We start from the raw sequence: 22,057 nt of genomic DNA on the forward strand, positions 1-22,057 counted from the left end.
GCGGGCTACTGTAAGTCGCATGCTTGCAGATTCCGTCGCGTCCGCGCTCCGCGCCGCCATCTCCGAGGGCGAGTACATGCCCGGACACCAGCTCAGCGAGGTCCGCGCGGCCGAGCGCTTCGAATGCTCCCGCAACACGCTGCGGGAGTCCTTCGCCATGCTCGCCTCCGAGCGCATCGTGGAGCGCATCCCGCACAGGGGTGTGTTCATCGCCACCCCTGACGGCGATTTCGTGCGCGATCTCTACTTGGCGCGCGCTGCCATCGAGCCGGCCGCGGCGCGCTATGCCACCTTCGAGGACCCAGGCGAGCTGGTGCGGCTGACCGAATCCGCAGTGCTTAACGACGCTCCCCGCCCCCTCATCAACCAGCGCTTCCACAAGCAGCTGGTCGCCGGTTTGGGCTCGCCGACGCTGGACCGCTCCATGTCGCACCTGCTGGCGCGCATGCGCTTGACCTTCTTGTTGACGCTGGAGCGCTACCCGCAGATTCACGATAACCACGTGCAAGCCAACATCGACTTGGCCCACCTCATTGCACAAGGCGAGCGCGAGGCGGCCGCCGATGCCTGCCGCGCAGACCTGATGCGCGCGATGGAATCGATTCTCCGGGTCCTCTAACCGCGTCTCCGCGGCACAGGACCGCCCGCGTTTGCAGGTACTTCTTCGCCTGCGGTTCCGTTTTCGTCCGCGGGCCTGCCCTGTGTTTACGGGCTCGCTTCGCCTGCGGTTCCGTTTTCGCCCACGCAAACGGCTATTGACCGACTATCGGACAGTTCCCAGATGGCATCTTCTAAAAGGCATCAGTCAAAAGGCGTTTTCACGCCTAAAAACGCCTTTTGGGTTGCACACATGGCGTTTTTAGACCCAAAGACGCCTTTTGGCGGATGCCATCTGCGGGATGCCTTTTGTGAGATGCCATCTGCTGTCGGACCACGCGGCAGCGTGCTCAGAAGCGTGCTCAACACCGTAATCGGCGGTGCGCCGCGACTATTGTGAGGCGTCTAGTCACGGAAGGGGCCGTGGCGGCGTGGAGCGAAATTATCAGGCCGAAAACACTCCAGCCGCTGCGGTAGTAACTAAGGGATGAGGAAATCGCGGTCCGGGATGTCGGTGACCAGCATCTTGCCCGGGGCATGCGTAATGGCCAGGCTGGGACGCGAGTTCATCACGATGGCCTGCGGGGTCACGCCGCACGCCCAGAAGACCGGGATGGTGCCCTCAGGGATGTCGACGGCTTCGCCGAAATCGGGCTGCGACAAGTCCTCGATACCGATGGCAGCAGGGTCGCCCACGTGAACCGGGGCACCATGGACGCCCGGGTAGCGGGAGGTGATGCGGACGGCATCGGCAACCTGGCTTGCGGGGATGGGACGCATGGAGACGACCATCGGCCCGGAGAAGACTCCAGCCGGCGCGCAGGGAATCGAGGTGCGATACATCGGCACGTTGCGGCCCTGATCAATGTGGGCGATGGAAATGCCGTTCTCCACGAGCGCATTCTCAAAGGTGAAGGAACAACCGATGAGGAAGGAGACGATGTCGTCGGAGTAGAAGGCGGAAGCGTCGCCAAGCGTCTGCGTAAGCTGGCCATCCTCATAGATGTTGTAGGCCGGGATGTCCGTGCGGATGTCTCCGCCCGGGATGAGGTCAGAGGTGAACTGCCCGGCCTCCAGCACGCCGACGATGGGGCACGGCTTGGGATTGCGCTGTGCGAAGAGGAGGAAACCGAAGGCGTACTCGCGCGGCAGCGCAAGGAGGTTAGCCTGCATGAAGCCGCTGGCGTGGCCGGCGGTGGTGGTCATGTCGTGCGCGCGAGCAAAGGCGCGCACCTCTGCAGGAGTCTGCATTATGCCCATAGTTCAACGATTCCGGAGAAAGACTTGATGCCGATGAAGATTTCCAGCACGAGCGCTAGGACGCCGGCGATGAGCAGCCACATCGGCTGCTTAACACCGTGGGTGAGGTCATGACGCTTGAAGGCCACCCACATGATCATGGCGAAGGCGATGGGCAGGATGATGCCATTGAAGGCGCCGGCGAAGATGAGCAGCTTCTGCGGTGCGGAGTTGAGGATAGCGAACAGGATGGCGCAGACAACGATGAAGCCGACAGTGAGGAAGTTACGGGTCCGCGGGCTGACCTTCTGGGTGGTCACAAACGTGATGGAGGTGTAGGACGCGCCGATGACGGAGGACAGGCCGGCCGCGAAAAGGACGACACCGAAGGCGCGAAGGCCAAACTCGCCGGCGGCCTGGCGGAAGGCATCGGCGGCCGTGTTGTCCTCGGAGAGCGCAACACCCGTGGCGACGACACCCAGGACCGCGAGGAAGAGCAGCACGCGCATGATGCCGGTGACGATGATGCCGAGCACGGAGGTCTTCGTAATCGCGCCGACGTTCTCCGGGCCGGACAGGCCCGAGTCGATGAGGCGATGTGCGCCGGCAAACGTAATGTAGCCGCCCACCGTGCCACCGATGAGGGTGGTGATGACGAAGAAGTCAATGCTTTCCGGCATGACGGTATTCTTCAGGGCCTCACCCACCGGCGGCTGGGAAACAATCGCCACGTAAAGCATGAGCAGAATCATGATGGCGCCCAGCGCGGCGACGATGCGGTCAAGCGCAACACCCGCCCGCTTGGACAGGAAGATAAAGATGGCGATGGCCGAAGCGATGAGGCCACCGATGCGTGCATCGATGCCGATCATGGCGTTTAGGCCCAGGCCCGAGCCGGCGATGTTGCCGATGTTAAAGACCACGCCGCCGATGAAAACTAGGACAGCGAGGAACCAACCCAGGCCCGGCAGCACAGTGTTACCCAGCTCGTTGGCGCGCATTCCGGAGACAGCGAGGATGCGCCAGACGTTGAGCTGGATGGCGATGTCCACAATGATCGACAGCGCAATAGCGAAGGCGAAGGCCGCGCCCATCTGCACGGTGAAGACGGAGGTTTGGGTCAAAAAGCCCGGGCCGATAGCGGAGGTGGCCATGAGGAACATGGCGCCGGCCATGGCGCCGATGCCCTTGGGGGCTTGCGCTTCTTTCGGCGCGTCCTGTGTAGTTCCCTGGGCTGCTTCCTGGGAAGCTGCGGAGGAATTGGTTGGTTCCAAGCTCATTGTTGGGCACCTTTCGTGACGAAGGTCGCATTTAACGATGGTGAAAGCATAAGGGTTGTTGAACAATCTGTAAACAACGCGGGGGTGGCGCACGTTACACCCACGCCATAACTACAGCCCCTCACACACCTTCCAGTGGAGCTCCGTTGCGCGCGGCGAAAAAGTGACCTAGGATACCGAGTTAACTAATGGTGATTCGTTAAACGTACGGAGGAGCTCATGCCCCAAGACATCTACATCGCGGGCGCCGCACGCCTGCCCATCGGAAAATTTGGCGGTAGCCTGGCGCGTCTTTCCCTTACCGAGCTCGGTTCGCTTGCCGCCGAAGCAGCTATTGAGCGTTCGGGGCTTACTGGTGCAGACCTCGATACCGCCGTGGCCTCCAACGTCATGCCCGTCGTGCCGAAGGACCTCTACCTCTCACGCGCCATTGCCAAGAACGTCGGCATGCCAGACTCCTCCACTGCGATGGGCGTCAACCGCCTTTGCGGCTCCGGAGTCCAGGCCGTCATCAGCGCGGCCCAGCTCCTGCAGACTGGCGACGGCTCCCTAGCGCTGGCCGTCGGCGCGGAATCCATGAGCAACGCGCCCTACTCCGTCGAAGGCGCACGCTTTGGCAAGCGCATGGGTGACGGCAAGCTTTATGACTGGCTTACTGGCGCGCTCTCCTGCCCCTTCGGCACCGGCCACATGGGCGTGACCGCAGAAAACGTCGCCGCCGATAACAACATCTCCCGCGAGCGCCAGGACGAGTTCGCCGCCGAGTCCCAGGAGCGCGCCGCGAAGGCCCGCGCGGAAGGCGTGCACGCCGAGGAAATCGTCCCGGTCGGCGAGCTGGACTTTGATGAAGCGGTGCGGGAGACGGACGTCGAGAAGCTGGCGAAGCTCAAGCCGGTCTTTGTTAAGGACGGAACCGTCACCGCCGGCAATGCCTCCGGCATCAACGATGGCGCGGCGGCCGCTGTGCTCGCCACCGCGGAGGAAGTGACCAAGCGTGGCCTGAACCCGCTGGCGAAGATTGTGTCCTGGTCCATCGCGGGCGTGGACCCGACGCGCATGGGCATCGGCCCCATCGCTGCCTTCCCGAAGGCGCTGGAGAAGGCCGGGCTGAAACTGGAGGACATCGACCTCATCGAATCCAACGAGGCCTTCGCCGCCCAGGCCATCGCCGTGCAGGAACAGCTGGGCTTCGACCCGGCCAAGACGAATATCTACGGCGGCGCCGTTGCACACGGCCACCCGGTCGGTGCCACGGGCGTCATCCTGCTCACCAAGCTGGCTTATGCGCTACGCCGAGAGGGCAAGCGCTATGGCCTGGTCACCATGTGCATCGGCGGCGGTCAGGGAATCGCCATGATTATTGAGAATGGAGCGAAGTAAATGAGCATCACCAAGGTAGCCGTCATCGGCGCAGGTTCTATGGGTTCGGGCATCGCCGCGCTGTGTGCGTCGGCGGGCATGGACGTCGTGCTGCTGGACCAGAATGCGGAGGGCGCCCAAAAGGGCGTCGAGATCCAGCTCAAGCGCAAGGGCTTCCACCTGCCGGAGTTCGCCGAGCGCGTGCGCGCCAGCGATGACTACGCCCTGCTGGAGGACCGCGAGTGGGTCATCGAGGCCATCTTCGAGGACTTGGGCGCCAAGCACTCTCTCTACCAAGCCATCGAGCCTCATTTGCCCGCGGACGCTCTGTTGAGCTCGAATACCTCAACCCTGCCGCTAGCCTCTCTTCTTGAGGGCGTTCCGGAGGCCCGCCGCGATAAGTTCGCCATCACGCACTTCTTCAACCCGCCGAAGATCATGCGCCTTGTGGAGCTCATCGCCTCCGGCCCCACGGAGGCGGCACTGCGCACAACCATCGAGCAAACCCTGGGCAAGATTGCGCTCGAATGCCGCGACACCCCGGGCTTTATTGCCAACCGCGTGGGCTGCTACTGGATGGCCGCCGGTGTGGCCCGCGCCCGCGAGTTCGACGTGAGCTACGAGCTTGCCGACGCCTCCTTCGGCCGCGCCTTCGGCATCCCGCGCACCGGTATTTTCGGGCTGCTCGATTACATCGGCCTCCAGCTGGTTAAGCCCATTTGGACGTCTCTGGAGACGGCCCTCCCCGAGGGCGATCCGCTCCTGGACGTTCCGCTTGGCGATGATTCCTTCATCGAGGGTCTCGTTTCCCGCGGTCTGACCGGCCGCACCGGTGACGGTGGCTTCTATCGCGGCCGTGACGAGGTCATCAACTCCTCTTACGAGTACGTGCCCCGCACTCAGCCCACCGATCCTGTCGTGGGCCTCAAGGATCCCCGCGAGGTCATGGAGACCGACTCCCCCGGCGGCCGTTTTGCCCGCGCCGTCTTCCTCGACACGCTGGCGTACTGCTGCGAGGTCGCACCTGACATTGCGGACCACGTGGGCCTCATCGACGAGGGCCTTACTCTTGGTTTCGGCTGGAAGAAGGGCATCTTCGCGCTTGCCGACGCCATCGGCATCGGCTGGGTCGCCTCCGCCTACGGCTCCAACGTCCCGGCCTTGGTCTCCGCCGCGGCTTCGGCGGGCGGTTTTTACGGCAAGGGCTCGGTGCTCTCCTCTACCGGTTCGCGCCAGGAGCTCGCGCCGCGCGAAGGTGTGGTGACCTTGGCTTCTCTTGAGAAGGAGACCATCGTGTCACTGGACGCGGGCGCGGTTCACGCGGTGTCCACGTCTGCTGGGCGCATTGGCATCATCGACCTGCACACGCCGATGAACTCCATGCCGACTCCAGCCCTCGAGGTTATTCGCGCTGCTCTCGACGCTGTATCCTCCTCCAACCTTGTCGCGCTGGTTATCAGCAACGACAAGCCGGTCTTCTGCGCGGGTGCGGACCTGGCTTCTATTGCGGCTGCGGGCGAATCGGGTTCTGCTTCGCGCGTCGAATCTTTGATTGCGGATGGCTCGAAGACCCTGCGTGCACTCAAGTTCGCTCCGGTCCCCGTGGTGGCAGCTGTGCGTGGCGTGGCCTTGGGCGGTGGCTTTGAAACTGCGCTGGCCTGCGACCGCATCGTGGCGCACGCCGATACGCGCCTCGGCTTCCCGGAGCGCACCGTGGGTCTCTACCCAGGCTGGACGGGAACCATCTCTTCGCTGGAGCGCCTCAAGGCGGCCGGTGTAGAAGACTATCACCAGAAGGCCTTCGACTTCATCGCCTCGGCCCGCAACTTCTCCTCGGCTTTCGAAGCGCAAAAGGCTGGCTTCCTCTCCTCCGATGACGTCGTGCTCATGTCCTTCGACCACGTCCTCGCCCGCGCTTTGTGCGAAGCTGCCGACCTGGCTGCCTCCTACACCCCGCCCGCGGACGCTTCTATCGAGATGTACGCCGGCTCCCCCGCCTTGGACCGCGACTGGCCCATCGACGGCACCACCGAGAACGACCACGTCATCGTGGCCAAGCTCGCCGAGATGTACACCGCTCCCAGCTCCACCTCCGCTGCTCCCGACTCCAATACAACCCCGGTTTCGCTGAGCTTCACCGAGTTCTGCGAGCGCGAAGTGGAGTACGACGTGCCACTGGTCCTCCTCCCGGCCAACGTGGAGCGCGCCAAGCACATGGCAGCCACCCGCAAGCCCCTCAACAACTAGCCTCGGCCGCTTCCGCTTCCCAACCTCGCTCCCTTTTTCGGAGCGGGGTTTCTCCTTGTTCTTTGCGACCTGGACCGGCAATTGACAGGCAGGTTTATGCTGGTCATTTGCAAGTTTGAGCTGGGCATCCTCTTTACAACTTTTAGCCTTGCGCATGGTTCCACTCAAAAGGCATTAGTCACATGGTTTACTTGCACCCAAGTAAACCATCTAGGCGTTTACAAACGGTTCGTTTGCCCCAAACAAACCTTCTCACTAATGCCTTCTGAATGAAACCATCTGCCGGCGCTTTCGCGCTGGCAAGGAGTCTCGCTAGGCTGAACGAGGTTGCACGGTGTTTAACGCACCGCGCACCTCGTTAAGAACCCGTTCTCGGTTCTGGAGAAGATCCCGTGGTGAGTAACGCAACACGATGTATCCGAGATTCTGAAGGTATTTCTCTCTTTGCCGCTCAGCCCGTATCACCGCTTCGGTAGATTTTCCGTAGGTCGCTCCGTCGTACTTCACAGCGCCGTCTATTTCCATGATGATTTTGCCGTTGATAAACAAGTCCGGCCGATACCCACCCTGAAGCTCTGGCTGAACCACGAGTTTCTTTCCTAGGCCTTCCACAATCAACATGCCGCGAGCAAAGGACTCATAGGGAGATTCGGCGAGGGTGGTGGCATGCGAAACTACTCTCCTAGCTTGAGCTGCACCTTTTACACGGCCCATTGCCGTGATCATTGACCGTAATTCGTCAACGCTAACGAGTCGTTTGCGCAAAGCGGAGTCGACAGCCATCAACCCTTCCTCAAACGTCGCAAGCCGTGCGACGTCGATGCAGGTGCGCGCAACCGACGTGCACCGAAGCCCGAAGCGCTCCATAATGTCTGAGGTTGGCAGCCACATTTTTCGGTACATCACCTTACTATCCCATTGCCGTCGCGGCGGAACTGTTTTGGATTGCCGTGCTAGAACAACCTGTGCGTCCCGAGACGACAGCGTCCACAAGCCCAACAGTTTGGCCGCAGATCTTTCCACGAGAACTGACCGATGCGCGCTACGTCCGAAGGCAACGATGTCAAAGAGATGGCGTTGATAGTAAGGAAGAGTTGAATAGTACTCGCTGTTTATAGCGTAACGCGAGGTGAGGCGAATAAGTTCACCTGAAGCAATCTGTTTCCACACGGGGTGGTTGTTCGAAAGGGGTCGTAGGTAAATGAGGTGTGAATCGTCAATCATGCTTCCATCATCGTGGCTTCCAGCCCTCAAAAGCTACGGTCGATTCCCCGCCTGTGGATAACTTCAACTCATCCATCGAATTGGCTGATCCTTCAACAAAGTAATCCACAAGGTTCCACTCGCAAGGCTTCACTCAGAAGTCTCTAGTCAAAAGGCTCGTTTGCACCCAAGTAAACCTTCTAACAGCACAAAGAAGGTTCGTTTGCCCCCAAACAAACCTTCTCGCTAATGCCTTATGAGCAGAACCATCTGCGACCGCTCACGGCGGTTCCAGCAGTAGCCTCCCCATTAGGACTCGAACCTAGAGGGGCCGCGGTAGTGGGGAAAAGATGGGCATGGTGGAATAGGGGGCCACTTCGAATCGCTACTTGTAGGCCGAGAAGCCCGTAATCTTCTTGCCCATAATGAGGGACTGCACTGTATCCGTGCCCTCGTAGGTGTGCATGGCCTCGATGTCCGCGAAGTGGCGCGCGATGTCGTTCTCCAGCAAAATGCCAACCCCGCCAAGCATGTCACGAGCATCGGAGGCGATACGGCGAGCAGCACGCGTGTTGTGGAGCTTCGCCGCCGAGGCCTGCTCCGGCAGCAACGTACCTGCGGTTTCTCGTAATGAGACCTCACGGCAGGTCAGCATCATCTGGCTCAAATCGAGGACCATGTTGGCCAAGCGCTGCTGAATGATCTGCGCCTTCGCCAGCTCGCGGCCAAACTGGACGCGCTCGAGCACATACGAGCGGGCAATCTCATAACAGGCCACCGCCGAACCCAGCGCCATCCAGGACACACCAATGCGTGTAGCAGTCAGCACGCGGGAAACATCCTTGAAGCTGCGACAACCCGGCAATTGGTTGGCGGCGGGGATACGACAGTCGGTCAACGTAATGTGCGCCTGGTGGATGGCCCGCAGAGAGAGCTTGCCCTCAATCACGGATGCCGAATAACCGGGGGCCTCCTGCGGAACGATGAAACCGCCAACGTTGCCATCCTCCATGCGCGCATAGATGATCGTGACGCCACCGGAAGCACCATTACCAATCCACTTCTTCTCGCCGTTCAGGACCCACTCATCGCCATCGCGCACCGCGGTGGTCTCCAGGGCAATCGAATCCGAACCGTGGGCCGGCTCCGTCAACCCAAAAGCCCCGAGCAGCGAGCACGAAGCCATCCGCGGCAAGTATGAAGCCTGCTGCTCCGGAGAACCCAACATAGAAATAGAGCGCATAGCCAGCCCCGCCTGCACCGCAATCACCGTACCCATCGAGGCATCCGCACGTGTGACCTCCATGAGCGCCAAGCCGGCACCGAGCGTGGACATCTGCTCGTGGCCTTCCACTGCCAAACCATCCGTCATCACGTCCAAGTCGCCCAACCGCTGAACCAAGTCCAGCGGGTATTCCGCAGCCTGCCAATGCTGGTTAATCACCGGGGCGGAGTACTCGCGGAAACGAGCAGCTCGCTTCCACCCCGCAGCATCGGCCTCAGAAAGGCTGTCAAAGACACCCAGGAAATCAGTGGTGGACTCGAAGAGGTTGTGGGACATGGTCAATTCTCCAACTAACAGGCAATACGAATGGCTATTAGTGTTAATTGTGACCTGACTCTCCCCAGGCTGTCAAGTGTCTCATCACAACGCGCGGCACAGCCGGGATTCGGAACGATAACCAGACTCCAGGGCCAGTATCTCCCCCAGCCAACCTTCACCCTGCCCCCGCAGGTATACTAACCGCCATTAGCTCAATGAGGAGGACACCCACCATGGCCAACCAGAGACGCCGCGACCAAATCGCCGCCGCCGCACTCGACCTCTTTGACCAGCGCGGCTACCACGCCACCGGCATGGAGGACATCGCCAAAGCCGTCGGCATGCGCGCCTCCAGCCTGTACAACCACTTCTCCTCCAAACAGGAGCTCCTCGCCGAAGTCACCATCACCGCCATGGAGGACCTCCTTCGCGCCAACGCCGCTTGCCTCGCCGGGCTGAAAGACCCCCGCGACAAGCTCGTCGCCACCATGAAAGCCCACGTCATTTACCACGCCACCCACGCCCGGCGCGTCCGCGTGGTCAACAACGAGCTCACCAACCTCGAAGAGCCCCACAAATCCGTCGTCCTGCAACTGCGCCGCGATTATGTCGCCCGCTGGATGGCCGTGGTCAACGAGGGCGACTTCCACGCGGAAAACCTCAAAATCGCCTGCTGGGCGCTCATCGATATGGGCATCGGCGTGGCCCAATGGTTTAGCCCCGACGGTGATTACACCGCCGAGGCTTTAGGTGACATGTACGGCCAGTTCGCCCTGCGCCAGCTTACCTAGGGCGCGCAGCCAATCTGCTGCTCTTCCTCACGCCCATCCGGGTACTGCACGCGCACGCGGGAGTAGACCTCGGCGTGGTAGCCGCAGGCCACGCGCTTGTCGACGACCACCTTGACGCGATCCTCACTGAATTTGCCCTCCGCGCAGTTGGGGTCGCAGTCGTTCTCAATGGCCACGCCGTCTGCCTCCGCGGCATCCGCGCCCCAGTGCTGCCAGTCCAGCTCGTTGACCAAGTAGTTATTATCCGCACAGGCCAGCGAGATGCGGTCCGGGCCCTCCAGGCCCGTGACGGAGACACAGTCCAAAATGGCGGTGGCATCGATGGTGGTTTCCACGTCTGGGCCGACGAGTCCAACCACGCGCACCAGCTGGCCGGTGGCGGGCAGGACGGAGAAGGAGACGCGGTCAGAATCTCGAATCACGGTGACCAGCTGGTCCTCGCCTTCGCCTTCAACAGTGCCAACCTCATTGCCGTCTGCCTCCGCCAGCATATCGTAGGCAATCTTCTGCTGCTCGCTGCTCAAGCCCGGTTGGAGCAGCAGCTCCAGCGCGCCCAGCGCGCGGTTCGGGAAGGAATCCGCCAGCTTCTCCAGCCCGGCGCGGTCGGACGCGATGACGAGGTCCTCCGGGTTAATGGAAGGCTGCGGGTCAAAACCCGGCACTTCGCCCTGCGAGGAGACCTCCACGGCTCCCCCGGCATCCACCGCGTACTCGGTGATTGCCGTGGCATCGCCGAGCGTATCGACGCGCTTCATGTATTCCTTCGCGGTCACGCCCTTATCCACGGCATCGGGCTGGGTTGCGGCTGCCTCGCCGGCCTGGGTCAGAATCTCCGCGGCCGAGGCCACGGGTTCCGAATTATTGAGCAGCGGGAAGGCACCACCGATGAGCGCAAGCACCGCGACGGAAGCCGCCGCTATTGTCCACGTGGGCCGGCCCTTCGTTATCTTTGCGAGGGTCTCTTCGGAGCGGGCGAGGGAGGCGTCGTCAAGCGCTGTGTCAGGAACGGGGTTGGCGGCGCGGAGCATATCGAGAGAGCTAGGCATCGGTTTCTCCTGTGAGTTCGGAAAGGTGGGTACGCGCGCGGTGCAGGCGAACGCGCACGTTATTGCGGGAAATGCCGAGGACCTCGGCGATATCGGGGTGGTCGAGTCCCTCCCAGGCGTGGAGCGTGAGAATCTCGCGCTCCGCGTGCGGAAGCTGCATCAGCGCGCGAGTGATGTCGAGGTTGGCATCGACGGCGTCATAGCCGGCATAGGATTCCAGCTCATGATCATCGAGGTTCTCCGTCTCCCGCCGGGTGCGGTAAAACTCGCGCATCACGTTGCGGGCGATGCCATAGAGCCACGGCAGCGGCATGCCGCGCAAGGAGTCGAAGCCGGACCAGGCCCGCTCGAAGACGTCGGCAGCCAGCTCTTCGGCGTGGCTCGGTGGGACGCGGCGGCGCAGATACGCCAGCACCGCCGGGTAATGCTCGCGAAACAGGCGGGAAAACTCCCGCTTACGCGAACCAGGCAAGGTAAGGACAGACACTAATAAAACTCCAGAATGCTAATGGGCTCACTGAGTATGTTGCACTAGACGCCCGAGCGTTACAGGGAAGCGGTGAAATGGTTTACTAAAGGGGATGGAACCACTCGAGCTCTCCGCCCTGACGGGCACGCAATCGCGCACCTACGGCACGCGCAAGATCACCAAAGACATGATCTCAGCACCCGTGCATGTGGCTATTGCGCTGTGGGATGAGCGCTGGGATTCCGCCGAAAACGGTACTGTCGACGGCTGGGTCATCGCCGTCAACACCAAGAAGACGCGCTTCGTGCGCAAGGGCCAGATTAAAAAGGGCGACATCGTTGAGGTGGCCGTCCGCGAATTCGAAAAGGCCACCAAGGGGCTCCGAGGACGCAGGTGGATCGTCACCGGGCGCCGGCAGGCGGGGTTGCGGGCCGCGCTGGAAAAGCGTGGCTATGCCGTGACGGGGAGTTTTGCGGAGGAGAATAGGGCGTCGAAAAGCGCCAGCTCCGTGCGGCGCAAGCAGGCCGGAATCACCGCGCGCCGCGCCAAGAAGGAAGGCGAGGCCCCGCGCAAGAAGCAAGTAGTAAAGGTGGACACACCGAAGGCGCACTGGTGGCCGAACTTCTCGACGGCCTCCTCCTGGCCCGAGGGGGCCACCGTGCGCATCGCCACGGACGCCTCCTCGGACACGGTGTTCAAGGGCTCCATGTGCTTCGTGGCCAGCAACGGCGACTACCGGTTGCGCACGCGCGAGACGACGGCCAGCACCGATGAGCTCGAGCTCGAATCCCTCACCTTGGCACTGAAATACCTGCTCAAGGTCGGTGCAACCAAGGCGATCATCGAGTCGGACTCAGTAGCTGCTCTGGAAGCGGTGGAGCAGATTCGGAAGAAGGGCTCGAAGGCGATGCGCTCGCGGGGCGTGTGGCGCGGGCTGTCCTCGGGCTCGCGCTCGCGCTTCCAGCAGGCGTGGCATGACGTGGAAGGAGTCTGCGAGGTGACCATCCGCCGCGTGTTGGGGCATGCGGGCGACCCGCTGAACCGGGCTGCGGATCAGATTGCGTACATGGGCCTGCGGGCGATTGCGCATCCAATGAAGCAATCGCAGGCAACGCTCAAGGAAGGAATCACGAAGGCGTTGGCCAAGCTCTAATTCGGGCTTTGGTTCACTGGTGACATAGGCTAAGCCACATGAGCAATCCCTTTGACTCCAACCCTTTTGAGGAGCCGGACAAGCCTCTCCCCGGCCGTGGGTCGAATCCTTTCGCGGAACCCGCGCGCGAGTCAGACGCGAAGCCTTCGGCGAACCCTTTCGTTGACTCGTATGAGGATCCGAGTGTGGAGCCCTTTGCTGAACCTATCGCAGAGCCCTTTGCCGAGCCGGAGCGCGCCTACGCCCCAGCTCCGCTGCCTGACCATGCCCCTGCCCAGCAGCCAATGGAAGGCACGATCCACAGCTTCTCCTTTTTCAAGGGGCTGTTGAGTCTGTTCTCGCTCCTCGTAGGCTTCACCGGAATTACTGACGGCGATGTGGCAATGGGCATCGGCTTCGCCTTGCCCGGGGCCTGGTACTTCCTCAAGTCACTACAGCAGAAGGCCAACCCAACCACGCCGCAAAAGCGCCACTGGTTTGTCATTTGGCTCATCGCCATCGTGCTCATGTTCTTCGGCGCCTAGTCCATAGGCCACTGCGCGACGACCCGCCGCCACACAATGCGCAGCAGCGAATGCGGAGTCGCCACCACCTCGCGCAGGTAATTCCATGGGCGGTCTTTCCGCGGGGTGCCAACACCATGCATGCGAACCCGAATCCCCAGGTGCCAGGCCCACAGGCGGGTGCGCAGCACGTGAAAGTCATTGGTTACGACGCGGAAATAGTCATAGTCCGGGCACAGCGCGTGGGCGCGCTCAAGGTTTTCGTTAGTGCTGGTAGCCAGCGGCTCCACACGGATCCGCTCCGAGTCCACGCCCCGCTCGATGAGGTAGCGCGCCATCGGCTCCGCCTCCCCGTAACCGGACACGATGATCGGCTCCTCCGGCAGCACGCGCGCCAGCACCACCGCGCGGTCCAAGCGGCTGCGCAGCAGCGAGCCGGGCTCGCCGCCCTCCACGCGCGCGCCCAACACCAGAAGCGGAAACTGCATGCCCGCTAGCTTAGCGTGCATACTAGTCAGCATGAGCATGTGCGTAGTCGGTTCCATCAACGCTGACCTCGTGGTCCACACCGCGCGGCACCCGCAGCCGGGCGAGACTCTGCTGGGCAGCGGCGGCACCATCACCGCGGGCGGCAAGGGAGCGAACCAGGCGGTCGCTGCCGCCCGTCTGGGTGCTCAGGTCAGCTTCGTCGGCGCGGTGGGCAGCGATGCCTACGCCACGCCCGCGATGCACTACTTGCAGGCCAGCGGCGTGGACCTCACGCACGTCGAAGCCAGCGAGGAGGTGACGGGCTTGGCGGTCATCACCGTGGATAAGCAGGGAGAAAACACCATCATCGTGGTGCCGGGGGCCAATGCGCTTGTCGACGCTCCCTTCGTCACCACCCACTCCTCCCCCATCACCGAATCGGAACTCATTCTGCTCCAAGGCGAGGTTCCGGCGGAGGGTTGTGCCAAGGCCATAGAGCTGGCGAAGGGGCGGGTCGTGGTCAACCTCGCGCCGGTCATCGAGGTTGAAAAGGAAGCGCTCCTGCGTGCCGATCCGCTGCTAGCCAACGAGCACGAGGCCGGGCTCATCCTGGAGCAGTTGGGATTGAGCAGCGAGGGCGCGCCGGAGGAGCTGGCGCGGCGCCTCACGGAGGCCGGCTTTGCCTCGGTGGTCCTCACGCTGGGTGCGCGGGGAGCGCTCGTGGCCGAAGGCGCTGAGCTTGTCAACGTCCCCTCCCCGCAGGTCACCGCCATCGATACGACCGGCGCGGGTGACGCCTTCGCCGGCGCGCTGTGCGCGAGACTACTCCACGGCGACGACCTCGTGGAGGCCGCCACCTTTGCCGCACGAGTTGGGGCTTACGCCGTCACCGGAGAAGGCGCGCAGGCCTCCTACCCCGATCTCAAGAGCAAGCTTCCCAGCTAATTACTCCCCGAGGAGCTGGGAGCGCAGGTTCTCGTCCTTCTTCTCCACCTCGGCGGCCATGTTCTCTTGGTAGGCCACCATCTTGTCCACCAGTGCCGGGTCACCCGCGGAGAGAATGCGCACGGCAAGCAGGCCGGCATTCTTCGCTCCCCCGATGGAGACGGTGGCCACCGGCACGCCGCCCGGCATCTGCACGATGGAGAGCAGCGAATCGAGCCCATCAAGATCCTTCAACGCGCGCGGGATGCCGATCACCGGAAGCGGCGTGGCCGCGGCGACCATGCCCGGCAGGTGAGCTGCGCCACCGGCGCAGGCGATGATGGCCTTGAGGCCGCGCTCGTGCGCGGACTTGGCATAAGCCAGCATCTTTTCCGGGGTGCGGTGCGCGCTGACAACGCCTACCTCGAAGGGCACGCCGAACTCGGCGAGCACCTCTGCGGCGGGCTTGACGGTGGGCCAATCGGAATCAGAGCCCATGATCAGGCCGACGAGTGGTTCCATAAAACTCTCCTTAGTAAATAGGTTTCAAGCTCGCTGCGGGCTTAAGCCCACTGCGCGTGGACGAGGAAGTGGGCGGCATCGTGGGCGATGCGGCGGGTTTCCGCCACATCCACACCGACAACATTGACGTGGCCAATCTTGCGGCCCGGCTTGTGGTCCTTTCCATAGAGGTGGACCTTCGCCTCTGGGTAGCGCTCCATCACTTCGCGAACGCGCTGCGGCATGGGCATCTGCGGATCTTCTTCGGCGCCCAGCACATTAGCCATCACCGTGACCGGAGCCAGGGCTGCGGTAGAGCCCAGCGGCAAGTCCAGCACGGCACGCAGGTGCTGCTCAAACTGGGAGGTCACGCAGCCATCCTGAGTCCAGTGGCCGGTATTGTGCGGGCGCATGGCCAGCTCGTTGACGGCGATATCCTCCTCAACAACCGCGCCCGGCGCGCCGGAGGCGGAAGCAATGATGGAGCCGGCGTCTTGCTGCGTGGCGAAGGCAAAGAGCTCCACCGCCAGCACGCCGGTAACGCCAAGTTCGGTGGCCGCCTTGATGCCCACCTGCATGGCGCGCTCGGTCAACTCCGGCGAAAGGTTCGGGGCGGGAGCAAAAGCCTCGGCACAGATGCCGTCCCGCTGCACGGACTCGGTGACCGGCCAGACCTTCACCTCGCCGGAGGGACGGCGGGCGACGAGCACGGACAGCTCGCGGGTGAGGTTGACCTTTTCTTCGGCCATGAGCGGGGTATCGGCCGCAAGCAGCTTAGCGACGAGCGGCTCCAGCTCCTCCGCGGACGGGAACCACACACCATGGCCGTCGTAGCCGCCGCGGCGGGCTTTGAGGCACACGGAACCGTCGACAAGCGCGGCGAAATCCCGCGCATCCTCCACCGATTCGATGGCGGCAAAGCGCGGCACTGGGGCGCCCAGCTCGGCCAGTTTCTGGCGCATGAGCAGCTTGTCCTGCGCGTAGAGGAGGGCGGAAGGCTGGGGCTGGACGTTGCGGCCGTCGGCGATGAGCGCCTGCACGTGCTCGGTGGGAACGTGCTCGTGCTCAAAGGTGATTGCATCCGCGCCGTCTGCGGCGGCGGTGAGCACATCGAGATCGTGATAGTCACCGAGAACGACGTCCGGAATCACCTGGGCGGCGGACTTATCCGGCGCGGAGGCTAGCACACGCAAGTGGATGTCGAGCTCGGCGGCGGCCGGCTGCATCATGCGTGCAAGCTGGCCGTCTCCATAAACAGTAACGAGGGGTTTGTGTTGTTCACTCACTCTTCCAATACTAGCCTTGGGGCCATGATCGTCCGGCATACCATCTTTCAGAACTCCCTCATGACCGCCCTGTTGGATGGCATTTACGACGGCGAAATGACCATCGGTGAGCTCTTGGGCAAGGGCAATTTCGGTATTGGAACCTTCGATGCGCTGGACGGAGAGATGATCATCCTCGACGGTGTGTGCTATCAGCTGCGCGGCGATGGCACCGCAACGATCGCTGACCTAGACCAGGGCACGCCCTTTGCGGTGGCGACGAACTTCGTCCCCCGTATTAAGGTGGCCGCGCCCAAAGGTCTGAGGCGCGAGGAGCTTTCGGCATTCATCGATGAGGTGGAGCCTTCCGCTAACTTCATGTACGCGGTGCGCATCTCTGGGCGGTTCAGCAACGTGGTGACCCGCACGGTGGTCAAGCAGAGCAAGCCCTACCCGCCGATGGCGCAGGCGGTGGGCGGCGACAAGGAGCTGCGCTTTGACGACGTCGAGGGCGTCATCGGCGGTTTCCGCACGCCGGTCTTTGAGAAGGGAATCTCCGTTCCCGGATGCCACGTGCACTTTATCGACGCTGCGCGTACCTCCGGAGGGCACGTGCTGGACTACACGGTGGATGAGGCCATGATTGAGCTCTGCCCCGGAACGGACCTCGATCTGCGTCTGCCGCTGACCCACGAGTTCCGCTCCGCCAACTTGGCGCCGGAGGACCTGGACCAGCAGCTGCATACGACGGAGATTAAGGGCTAGCCCCAGACCGGTTGCTCGTTGAGGATGTCTTCGACGCGCTTTGCTTTGGGGATGGAGGGGAAATACATCGGCTTGTCATAGCCGTGAAGTGCCAGCGAGATCCCACCGCGGCGACGGCGCGCACCGCGGATATCGGTGAGCGGGATCGAATCAACGCGCTTGCCTTCGCGGGCGATGACGCGCAGGTTGGTCACTATGAAACGCTTGCGGCGGGCTTTGATGAGGGGCAGGACAAAGCGCCAGACGGCAAGCAAGGCCCATATAGCTACCAGGCCATTGCGAAGCGCTAGGTCAATGCCGTTGTAGTCACACCAGCCGATGGCGATCCAGCACACCCCAGTAATCACGACGAGCTCTAGAAAAGGAAAGAGCAGCGTGCGAAACGGGGCGGTCATGTCAGCGCGAACAACTTCGCCGCGGCCCATCTGCATGAGGTTCATGGGGCTCATGGTACCTTCCTGCTCTCGCTGCCCAGCTGAGAAGACGTCACGTCCCAGGCCTTGCAAGCCCAGCCAAGGCTTCGCACATGGCATTTCCTAAAAGGCGTCAGTCAAAAGGCGTCTTTGCCCCCGAAAACGCCATGTGGAGGCGTCCAAAAGGTGTCTTTGACCCCAAAGACGCCTTTTGACTAATGCCTTCTGACAGATGCCTTTTGAATAGCGCCATGTGTCGAGCACGGCGCCTTCTATGAAGGCCTCGCCGGTCGACGCTTGGATGTTCCAGCGCGGGCGATTATTTATCAGCCGGGCGCAGGTGGATGACATCACCGGCGGAGTAGTACTCGCCGCCGACGTTGATGCGGCCGTCGTCAGCCACGCCCTCGACGGTGCCGATCACATCGCCCGTCGGGGCTTCGAGGCGAACCTCTTGGCCAATGGAAGAACACACCTTGCGGTAATCAGCCATGAGCTGTGGGTCCTGCTGCTCCCACTGGGTGATGCGGCGGCGCAGGTTCTTCAGAACGGTGATGGCCAGCTCAGTGCGGTCGGTATCAAGGCCTTCGAGCGCAAGCGAAGTCGCGGCCTCGATGGGCAGTTCCTCGCGGGTCAGGGTGACATTGATGCCCATGCCCACGACCACGCGTGCTGAAGGCGGGTTAGCGGCTTGAGTCTTGGGCGCGACCTCAGCCTTATTGATCTCGGCCTTGTTGATTTCCGCTTTGTTGATCTCGGCCTTGTTGATTTCGGCCTTATTGATTTCAGCCTTCGAGACTTCAGTCTTCGGGGCAGATTTGAAAGCCTCCCCCACCGGGCCGGCTTCCGCGAGGATGCCGCACAGCTTCTTGCCATCGATGTGCACGTCATTGGGCCACTTGAGCACCGCACCTTCGACCGAGTCGGTCACGGCCAAACCGGCAGCCAGGGGCAGGGTGCCAAGGTGCTCTAGCGACTCCGGGAGGATCAGTGCGGAAAAGATAAGCTGCGCCCCTGCCGGGCTCACCCACTGGCGGCCCAAGCGGCCTTTGCCGGCCACCTGTTCGTCGGCAAGCAGTACGGTGCCATCAGCCACCTTCTCCGCCTGCATGAGATCGGTATTGGTGGAGCCAGTGGACTCGGTGAAATCGATGACAGCGAAGTCGTCACTCAACGCCTCGCGGATGCGGTCCATATCAAGTGCAGTCATGCACCCCAGGTTACCCGCCGGGCAGTGGCCTTCTAGAAGTAACTAAAAGTAATCCGGATTGGCCAGAATTGTGCGGGCGGTAGCCTCGTCAAGACAGGTAGTCAAGACCGCTTGCGGCAAAGCATGGGTTACCTGTTCAGGCGTAACGGAGATCTGCCGAGAATCCGCTAGGAAGGACACAGTGTCCTCAACCAGCTTGTCGTAGTCTGCGCGTTCTTTCGCGCCGAGGCTATCTGGTTTACCTTCAGTCGCCAGCACGTAGCGGATCTCCGGGGCGACCCACTTACACACCCACTCGCCGTATTCTTGCGCTTCCGAATCCGAGAGGTCCAACCCCATCCGTTTCATGCTGGCGCGCATGGTGGCGCGATCAACCTTGCCGTTGTCCACCAGTTGTGAGCGGACCTTAGATGAGTCCACGGTGTCGGCGAAAATAGCGCGGAACACGGTATCGCGCTGGGCCGCGGAAGGCGAAGTGGACTGCGTCGAAGACGCGTCAGCGGTCCCAGTGGAAACGGTTGTTAGCGGTGTGAAAGACTCTGCGGATTCCGTACTAGAGCAACCAACCAAGAGCACTGCGAGGAGTGGGGCGAACTTCTTCATAGCGAATTCCAGCCTAATCCACGTGCCGCTGGGTGCTAGTGTGTGTCCATGGCAAAGGTCACTTTTGAGAACGTCGGCATCACCTATCCCCGCGCCGAGAACCCCACGGTCAAAGACCTCAATCTCGAGATTGCGGATGGCGAATTCCTGGTCCTCGTCGGACCGTCCGGCTGCGGTAAGTCCACCACCCTGCGCGCCCTCGCGGGACTCGAGCCGGTCTCCAGCGGCCGCATCCTCATCGACGGCAAAGACGTCACAGGGCTGGAGCCCGGCGAGCGCGATATCGCAATGGTCTTCCAGAATTATGCGCTGTACCCGCACCTCACCGTGGCCCAGAACATGGGATTTTCCCTCAAGCTGGCCAAGATGCCCAAGGCAGACATCAAAGCCAAGGTCGAGGAAGCCGCCAAGACCCTCGGGCTCACGGAGTACCTGCAGCGCAAGCCCAAGGACCTGTCCGGTGGTCAGCGCCAGCGCGTGGCCATGGGCCGCGCCATCGTGCGCGAGCCGAAGGCCTTCCTCATGGATGAACCCCTGTCCAACCTCGATGCCAAGCTGCGCGTACAAACCCGCGCGGAGCTGGCCAGCCTCCAGCAGCGCCTCGGCACCACCACCGTCTACGTCACCCACGACCAGGTCGAGGCCATGACCATGGGAGACCGCGTCGCCGTGCTCAAAGACGGCGAACTGCAGCAGGTCGCCCCACCGCGCGAGCTTTACGACGCCCCCGCTAACGAGTTCGTCGCCGGCTTCATCGGTTCCCCCTCGATGAATATCTTTGACTACAACGGCGGCCGCATCGGCGTTCGCCCCGAAAAGCTATTCATTAATAAGGGGCCGGTGGGCTTCCAAGGAACGGTGGAGTTCGTGGAAGAGCTGGGCTCGGAATCCTTCGTCTACGCCATGGTGGGCGAGCAGCGCTTCGTTGCCCGCGCGAGCGACAACGTTCCGCAGCGCGGCGACACCGTCGTCCTCACCTTCAACCCCCGCGAGGCCCACCACTTCGATCCGGAAACCGGCCAGCGTATCGAGGCTTAGGCAGTAGTACTAACAGGGGTAGCTTCACCCCCGTTTGAAGTGAATTAAAAGCCAAAACCACGTGCCTTGTGGGGATGATCCCCTATTTTGAAGTCATCAGAAGTTTTCCGAAAGGTGAATACTCCATGAAGAAGCCGTTTCTCCCTAGCTCGCTGCGTTCTGTCCGCCGCGGCGTAGTCGTCACCACCGCTGCACTCGCGTTGACCTTGGCAGGTTGCTCGTCGGGCGACGAGGGGTCGTCGTCAAGCGCTGGCTCCGATGCCTCCTCCACCGATGGTGGCGGCCGCGGGCCCATCACCTTTGCCATGGGCAAGAACGACACCGACAAGATCACCCCCATCATCGAGGCATGGAACGCCAAGCACCCGGACGAGAAGGTCGAGCTCAAGGAGCTCGCCGGCGAGGCCGACGCTCAGCGCGAAACCCTCGTGCAGTCCCTGCAAGCGGGCAACTCCGACTACGATGTCATGGCGCTCGACGTGGTCTGGACCGCGGACTTTGCTGCAAACCAGTGGCTGGCACCGCTGACCGGTGACCTGGAGGTTGACACCTCTGGCCTGCTGGAGCCCACCGTGGAATCCGCGACCTACAACGACACCCTCTACGCACTGCCGCAGAACACCAACGGCCAGCTGCTCTTCCGCAACACCGAGTTGGCGGACAAGGCTCCGGAGAAGTTCGAGGACATCGCGTCTGCCTGCGAGGCCATCAAGGACGATAGCTCCTGCCTGACCACCCAGCTCAAGCAGTACGAGGGCCTCACCGTCAACACCGCCGGCTTCATCGAGGGCTGGGGCGGATCCATCTTGGATGACGAGGGCAACGTGACCGTTGACTCGGACAAGTCCAAGGAAGGCCTGCAGGCGCTTGTCGACGCCTACGAAGACGGCACCATCTCCAAGGACTCCACCGCCGCGACGGAGGAGGAGACCAACTTGGCCTTCACCGAGGGCAAGACCGCATTCGCCATCAACTGGCCGTACATGTACACCAATGCCGAAGAGGCTGGCGTCAAGTTCGAGGTCCAGCCGCTGGTGGGCAAGGACGGCGTCGGTGTCTCCACGCTCGGCGGCTACAACAACGGCATCAACATCAATTCCGAGCACAAGGCTACGGCCCTGGACTTCATGAAGTTCATCATCAACGAGGAGAACCAGAAGTCCTTCGCTGAGGCTTCCTTCCCGCCGGTGCTGGCTTCCATCTACGACGATGAGTCCCTCGTCGAGGAGTTCCCGTACCTTCCGGCCCTGAAGGAATCCCTGGAGAACGCCGCACCGCGTCCGGTTTCCCCGTTCTACACCGCCATCTCCAAGGCCGTGCAGGATAACGCTTACGCGGCATTGACCGCGGGCAAGTCCGTCGACGATGCAACGAAGGACATGAAGGCAGCCATCGAGGCAGCCGCGCAGGGTTAATGCTCCCAGCGTGAATGGGGCGCGA

General features: G+C 62.2%; 22 protein-coding genes. 10 read left to right on the forward strand and 12 right to left on the reverse strand.

The features are described 5' to 3' along the window. The first annotated feature begins 19 nt into the window (after positions 1 to 19). Complete coding sequence (locus HMPREF2792_RS03930) at positions 20 to 619, forward strand: GntR family transcriptional regulator (RefSeq protein WP_070523521.1); 600 nt, start codon at positions 20 to 22, stop codon at positions 617 to 619. A gap of 458 nt (positions 620 to 1,077) precedes the next feature. On the opposite strand, the gene HMPREF2792_RS03935 is transcribed toward HMPREF2792_RS03930, so the two are convergent. Together HMPREF2792_RS03935 and HMPREF2792_RS03940 are read right to left on the reverse strand one after the other, a co-directional pair. After that, complete coding sequence (locus HMPREF2792_RS03935; protein ID WP_198530291.1) at positions 1,078 to 1,857, reverse strand: putative hydro-lyase; 780 nt, start codon at positions 1,855 to 1,857, stop codon at positions 1,078 to 1,080. Beyond that, positions 1,848 to 3,011, reverse strand: a complete 1,164-nt coding sequence (locus HMPREF2792_RS03940) for an NRAMP family divalent metal transporter (protein ID WP_198530293.1) — start codon at positions 3,009 to 3,011, stop codon at positions 1,848 to 1,850. Before HMPREF2792_RS03940 ends, HMPREF2792_RS03935 begins: the two co-directional genes overlap by 10 nt. A gap of 324 nt (positions 3,012 to 3,335) precedes the next feature. Between HMPREF2792_RS03940 and HMPREF2792_RS03945 the strand changes: the two genes are divergently transcribed. Together HMPREF2792_RS03945 and HMPREF2792_RS13390 are read left to right on the forward strand one after the other, a co-directional pair. Beyond that, the gene (locus HMPREF2792_RS03945; RefSeq protein ID WP_070531017.1) at positions 3,336 to 4,496 is read left to right on the forward strand and encodes an acetyl-CoA C-acyltransferase; all 1,161 of its coding nucleotides are present in this window, start codon (positions 3,336 to 3,338) and stop codon (positions 4,494 to 4,496) included. Beyond that, on the forward strand, positions 4,497 to 6,722 hold the full coding sequence (locus HMPREF2792_RS13390; RefSeq protein WP_070531020.1) for a 3-hydroxyacyl-CoA dehydrogenase/enoyl-CoA hydratase family protein: 2,226 nt from the start codon (positions 4,497 to 4,499) through the stop codon (positions 6,720 to 6,722). 312 nt (positions 6,723 to 7,034) lie between these two features. Here HMPREF2792_RS13390 and HMPREF2792_RS12575 read toward each other — a convergent pair whose 3' ends face one another. Further along, a complete protein-coding gene (locus tag HMPREF2792_RS12575; RefSeq protein WP_083306381.1) occupies positions 7,035 to 7,946 on the reverse strand; it encodes a DUF559 domain-containing protein in 912 nt (303 codons plus the stop codon). A gap of 364 nt (positions 7,947 to 8,310) precedes the next feature. Continuing rightward, entirely contained in the window at positions 8,311 to 9,486 is a 1,176-nt protein-coding gene (locus tag HMPREF2792_RS03960; protein ID WP_070531025.1) for an acyl-CoA dehydrogenase family protein, read from the reverse strand. 215 nt (positions 9,487 to 9,701) lie between these two features. Here HMPREF2792_RS03960 and HMPREF2792_RS03965 point away from each other — a divergent pair, with 215 nt between their 5' ends. After that, complete coding sequence (locus tag HMPREF2792_RS03965; RefSeq protein WP_070521308.1) at positions 9,702 to 10,259, forward strand: TetR/AcrR family transcriptional regulator; 558 nt, start codon at positions 9,702 to 9,704, stop codon at positions 10,257 to 10,259. Here HMPREF2792_RS03965 and HMPREF2792_RS03970 read toward each other — a convergent pair. After that, positions 10,256 to 11,305, reverse strand: a complete 1,050-nt coding sequence (locus tag HMPREF2792_RS03970; RefSeq protein ID WP_070531027.1) for a hypothetical protein — start codon at positions 11,303 to 11,305, stop codon at positions 10,256 to 10,258. The two genes, HMPREF2792_RS03965 and HMPREF2792_RS03970, sit on opposite strands and share 4 nt — an antisense overlap. Then, positions 11,298 to 11,792 carry an RNA polymerase sigma factor gene (locus HMPREF2792_RS03975; RefSeq protein WP_070531030.1) on the reverse strand — a complete coding sequence of 165 codons (495 nt, stop codon included), beginning with the start codon at positions 11,790 to 11,792 and terminating at the stop codon, positions 11,298 to 11,300. The genes HMPREF2792_RS03970 and HMPREF2792_RS03975 overlap by 8 nt, the downstream gene beginning before the upstream one ends. 94 nt (positions 11,793 to 11,886) lie before the next feature. Here HMPREF2792_RS03975 and HMPREF2792_RS03980 point away from each other — a divergent pair, with 94 nt between their 5' ends. Next, positions 11,887 to 12,927, forward strand: a complete 1,041-nt coding sequence (locus HMPREF2792_RS03980) for a ribonuclease HI (protein WP_070531032.1) — start codon at positions 11,887 to 11,889, stop codon at positions 12,925 to 12,927. A 38-nt stretch (positions 12,928 to 12,965) separates the two neighbouring features. After that, positions 12,966 to 13,451, forward strand: a complete 486-nt coding sequence (locus HMPREF2792_RS03985) for a hypothetical protein (protein ID WP_070531034.1) — start codon at positions 12,966 to 12,968, stop codon at positions 13,449 to 13,451. On the opposite strand, the gene HMPREF2792_RS03990 is transcribed toward HMPREF2792_RS03985, so the two are convergent. Further along, a complete protein-coding gene (locus tag HMPREF2792_RS03990; protein ID WP_070531112.1) occupies positions 13,448 to 13,918 on the reverse strand; it encodes a YdcF family protein in 471 nt (156 codons plus the stop codon). The genes HMPREF2792_RS03985 and HMPREF2792_RS03990 overlap by 4 nt on opposite strands. A 31-nt stretch (positions 13,919 to 13,949) precedes the next feature. Here HMPREF2792_RS03990 and HMPREF2792_RS03995 point away from each other — a divergent pair, with 31 nt between their 5' ends. Next, positions 13,950 to 14,843, forward strand: coding sequence for a ribokinase (locus HMPREF2792_RS03995; RefSeq protein ID WP_070531036.1), 894 nt, complete (start codon positions 13,950 to 13,952; stop codon positions 14,841 to 14,843). On the opposite strand, the gene purE is transcribed toward HMPREF2792_RS03995, so the two are convergent. Continuing rightward, positions 14,844 to 15,344 carry a 5-(carboxyamino)imidazole ribonucleotide mutase gene (gene purE, locus HMPREF2792_RS04000; protein WP_070531038.1) on the reverse strand — a complete coding sequence of 167 codons (501 nt, stop codon included), beginning with the start codon at positions 15,342 to 15,344 and terminating at the stop codon, positions 14,844 to 14,846. It lies immediately after the preceding gene. Between the two features lie 41 nt (positions 15,345 to 15,385). Beyond that, complete coding sequence (locus tag HMPREF2792_RS04005; protein WP_070531040.1) at positions 15,386 to 16,648, reverse strand: 5-(carboxyamino)imidazole ribonucleotide synthase; 1,263 nt, start codon at positions 16,646 to 16,648, stop codon at positions 15,386 to 15,388. Between HMPREF2792_RS04005 and budA the strand changes: the two genes are divergently transcribed. Beyond that, a complete protein-coding gene (gene budA, locus HMPREF2792_RS04010; protein ID WP_070531042.1) occupies positions 16,634 to 17,353 on the forward strand; it encodes an acetolactate decarboxylase in 720 nt (239 codons plus the stop codon). The two genes, HMPREF2792_RS04005 and budA, sit on opposite strands and share 15 nt — an antisense overlap. On the opposite strand, the gene HMPREF2792_RS04015 is transcribed toward budA, so the two are convergent. The 3 genes from HMPREF2792_RS04015 to HMPREF2792_RS04025 form a co-directional block, all read right to left on the reverse strand. After that, a complete protein-coding gene (locus HMPREF2792_RS04015; protein WP_070521601.1) occupies positions 17,350 to 17,793 on the reverse strand; it encodes a hypothetical protein in 444 nt (147 codons plus the stop codon). The two genes, budA and HMPREF2792_RS04015, sit on opposite strands and share 4 nt — an antisense overlap. A gap of 292 nt (positions 17,794 to 18,085) precedes the next feature. Next, complete coding sequence (locus tag HMPREF2792_RS04020) at positions 18,086 to 18,976, reverse strand: biotin--[acetyl-CoA-carboxylase] ligase (protein WP_070531044.1); 891 nt, start codon at positions 18,974 to 18,976, stop codon at positions 18,086 to 18,088. Between the two features lie 42 nt (positions 18,977 to 19,018). Continuing rightward, complete coding sequence (locus tag HMPREF2792_RS04025; protein ID WP_070531047.1) at positions 19,019 to 19,579, reverse strand: hypothetical protein; 561 nt, start codon at positions 19,577 to 19,579, stop codon at positions 19,019 to 19,021. A gap of 48 nt (positions 19,580 to 19,627) precedes the next feature. Between HMPREF2792_RS04025 and HMPREF2792_RS04030 the strand changes: the two genes are divergently transcribed. Next, positions 19,628 to 20,617, forward strand: coding sequence for an ABC transporter ATP-binding protein (locus tag HMPREF2792_RS04030; RefSeq protein WP_070521338.1), 990 nt, complete (start codon positions 19,628 to 19,630; stop codon positions 20,615 to 20,617). Between the two features lie 125 nt (positions 20,618 to 20,742). Continuing rightward, on the forward strand, positions 20,743 to 22,032 hold the full coding sequence (locus tag HMPREF2792_RS04035) for an ABC transporter substrate-binding protein (RefSeq protein ID WP_070531049.1): 1,290 nt from the start codon (positions 20,743 to 20,745) through the stop codon (positions 22,030 to 22,032). The last annotated feature ends 25 nt before the right edge of the window (positions 22,033 to 22,057 follow it).

Source organism: Corynebacterium sp. HMSC068H04, from assembly GCF_001811255.1.
Classification (GTDB): Bacteria; Actinomycetota; Actinomycetes; order Mycobacteriales; family Mycobacteriaceae; genus Corynebacterium; species Corynebacterium hesseae.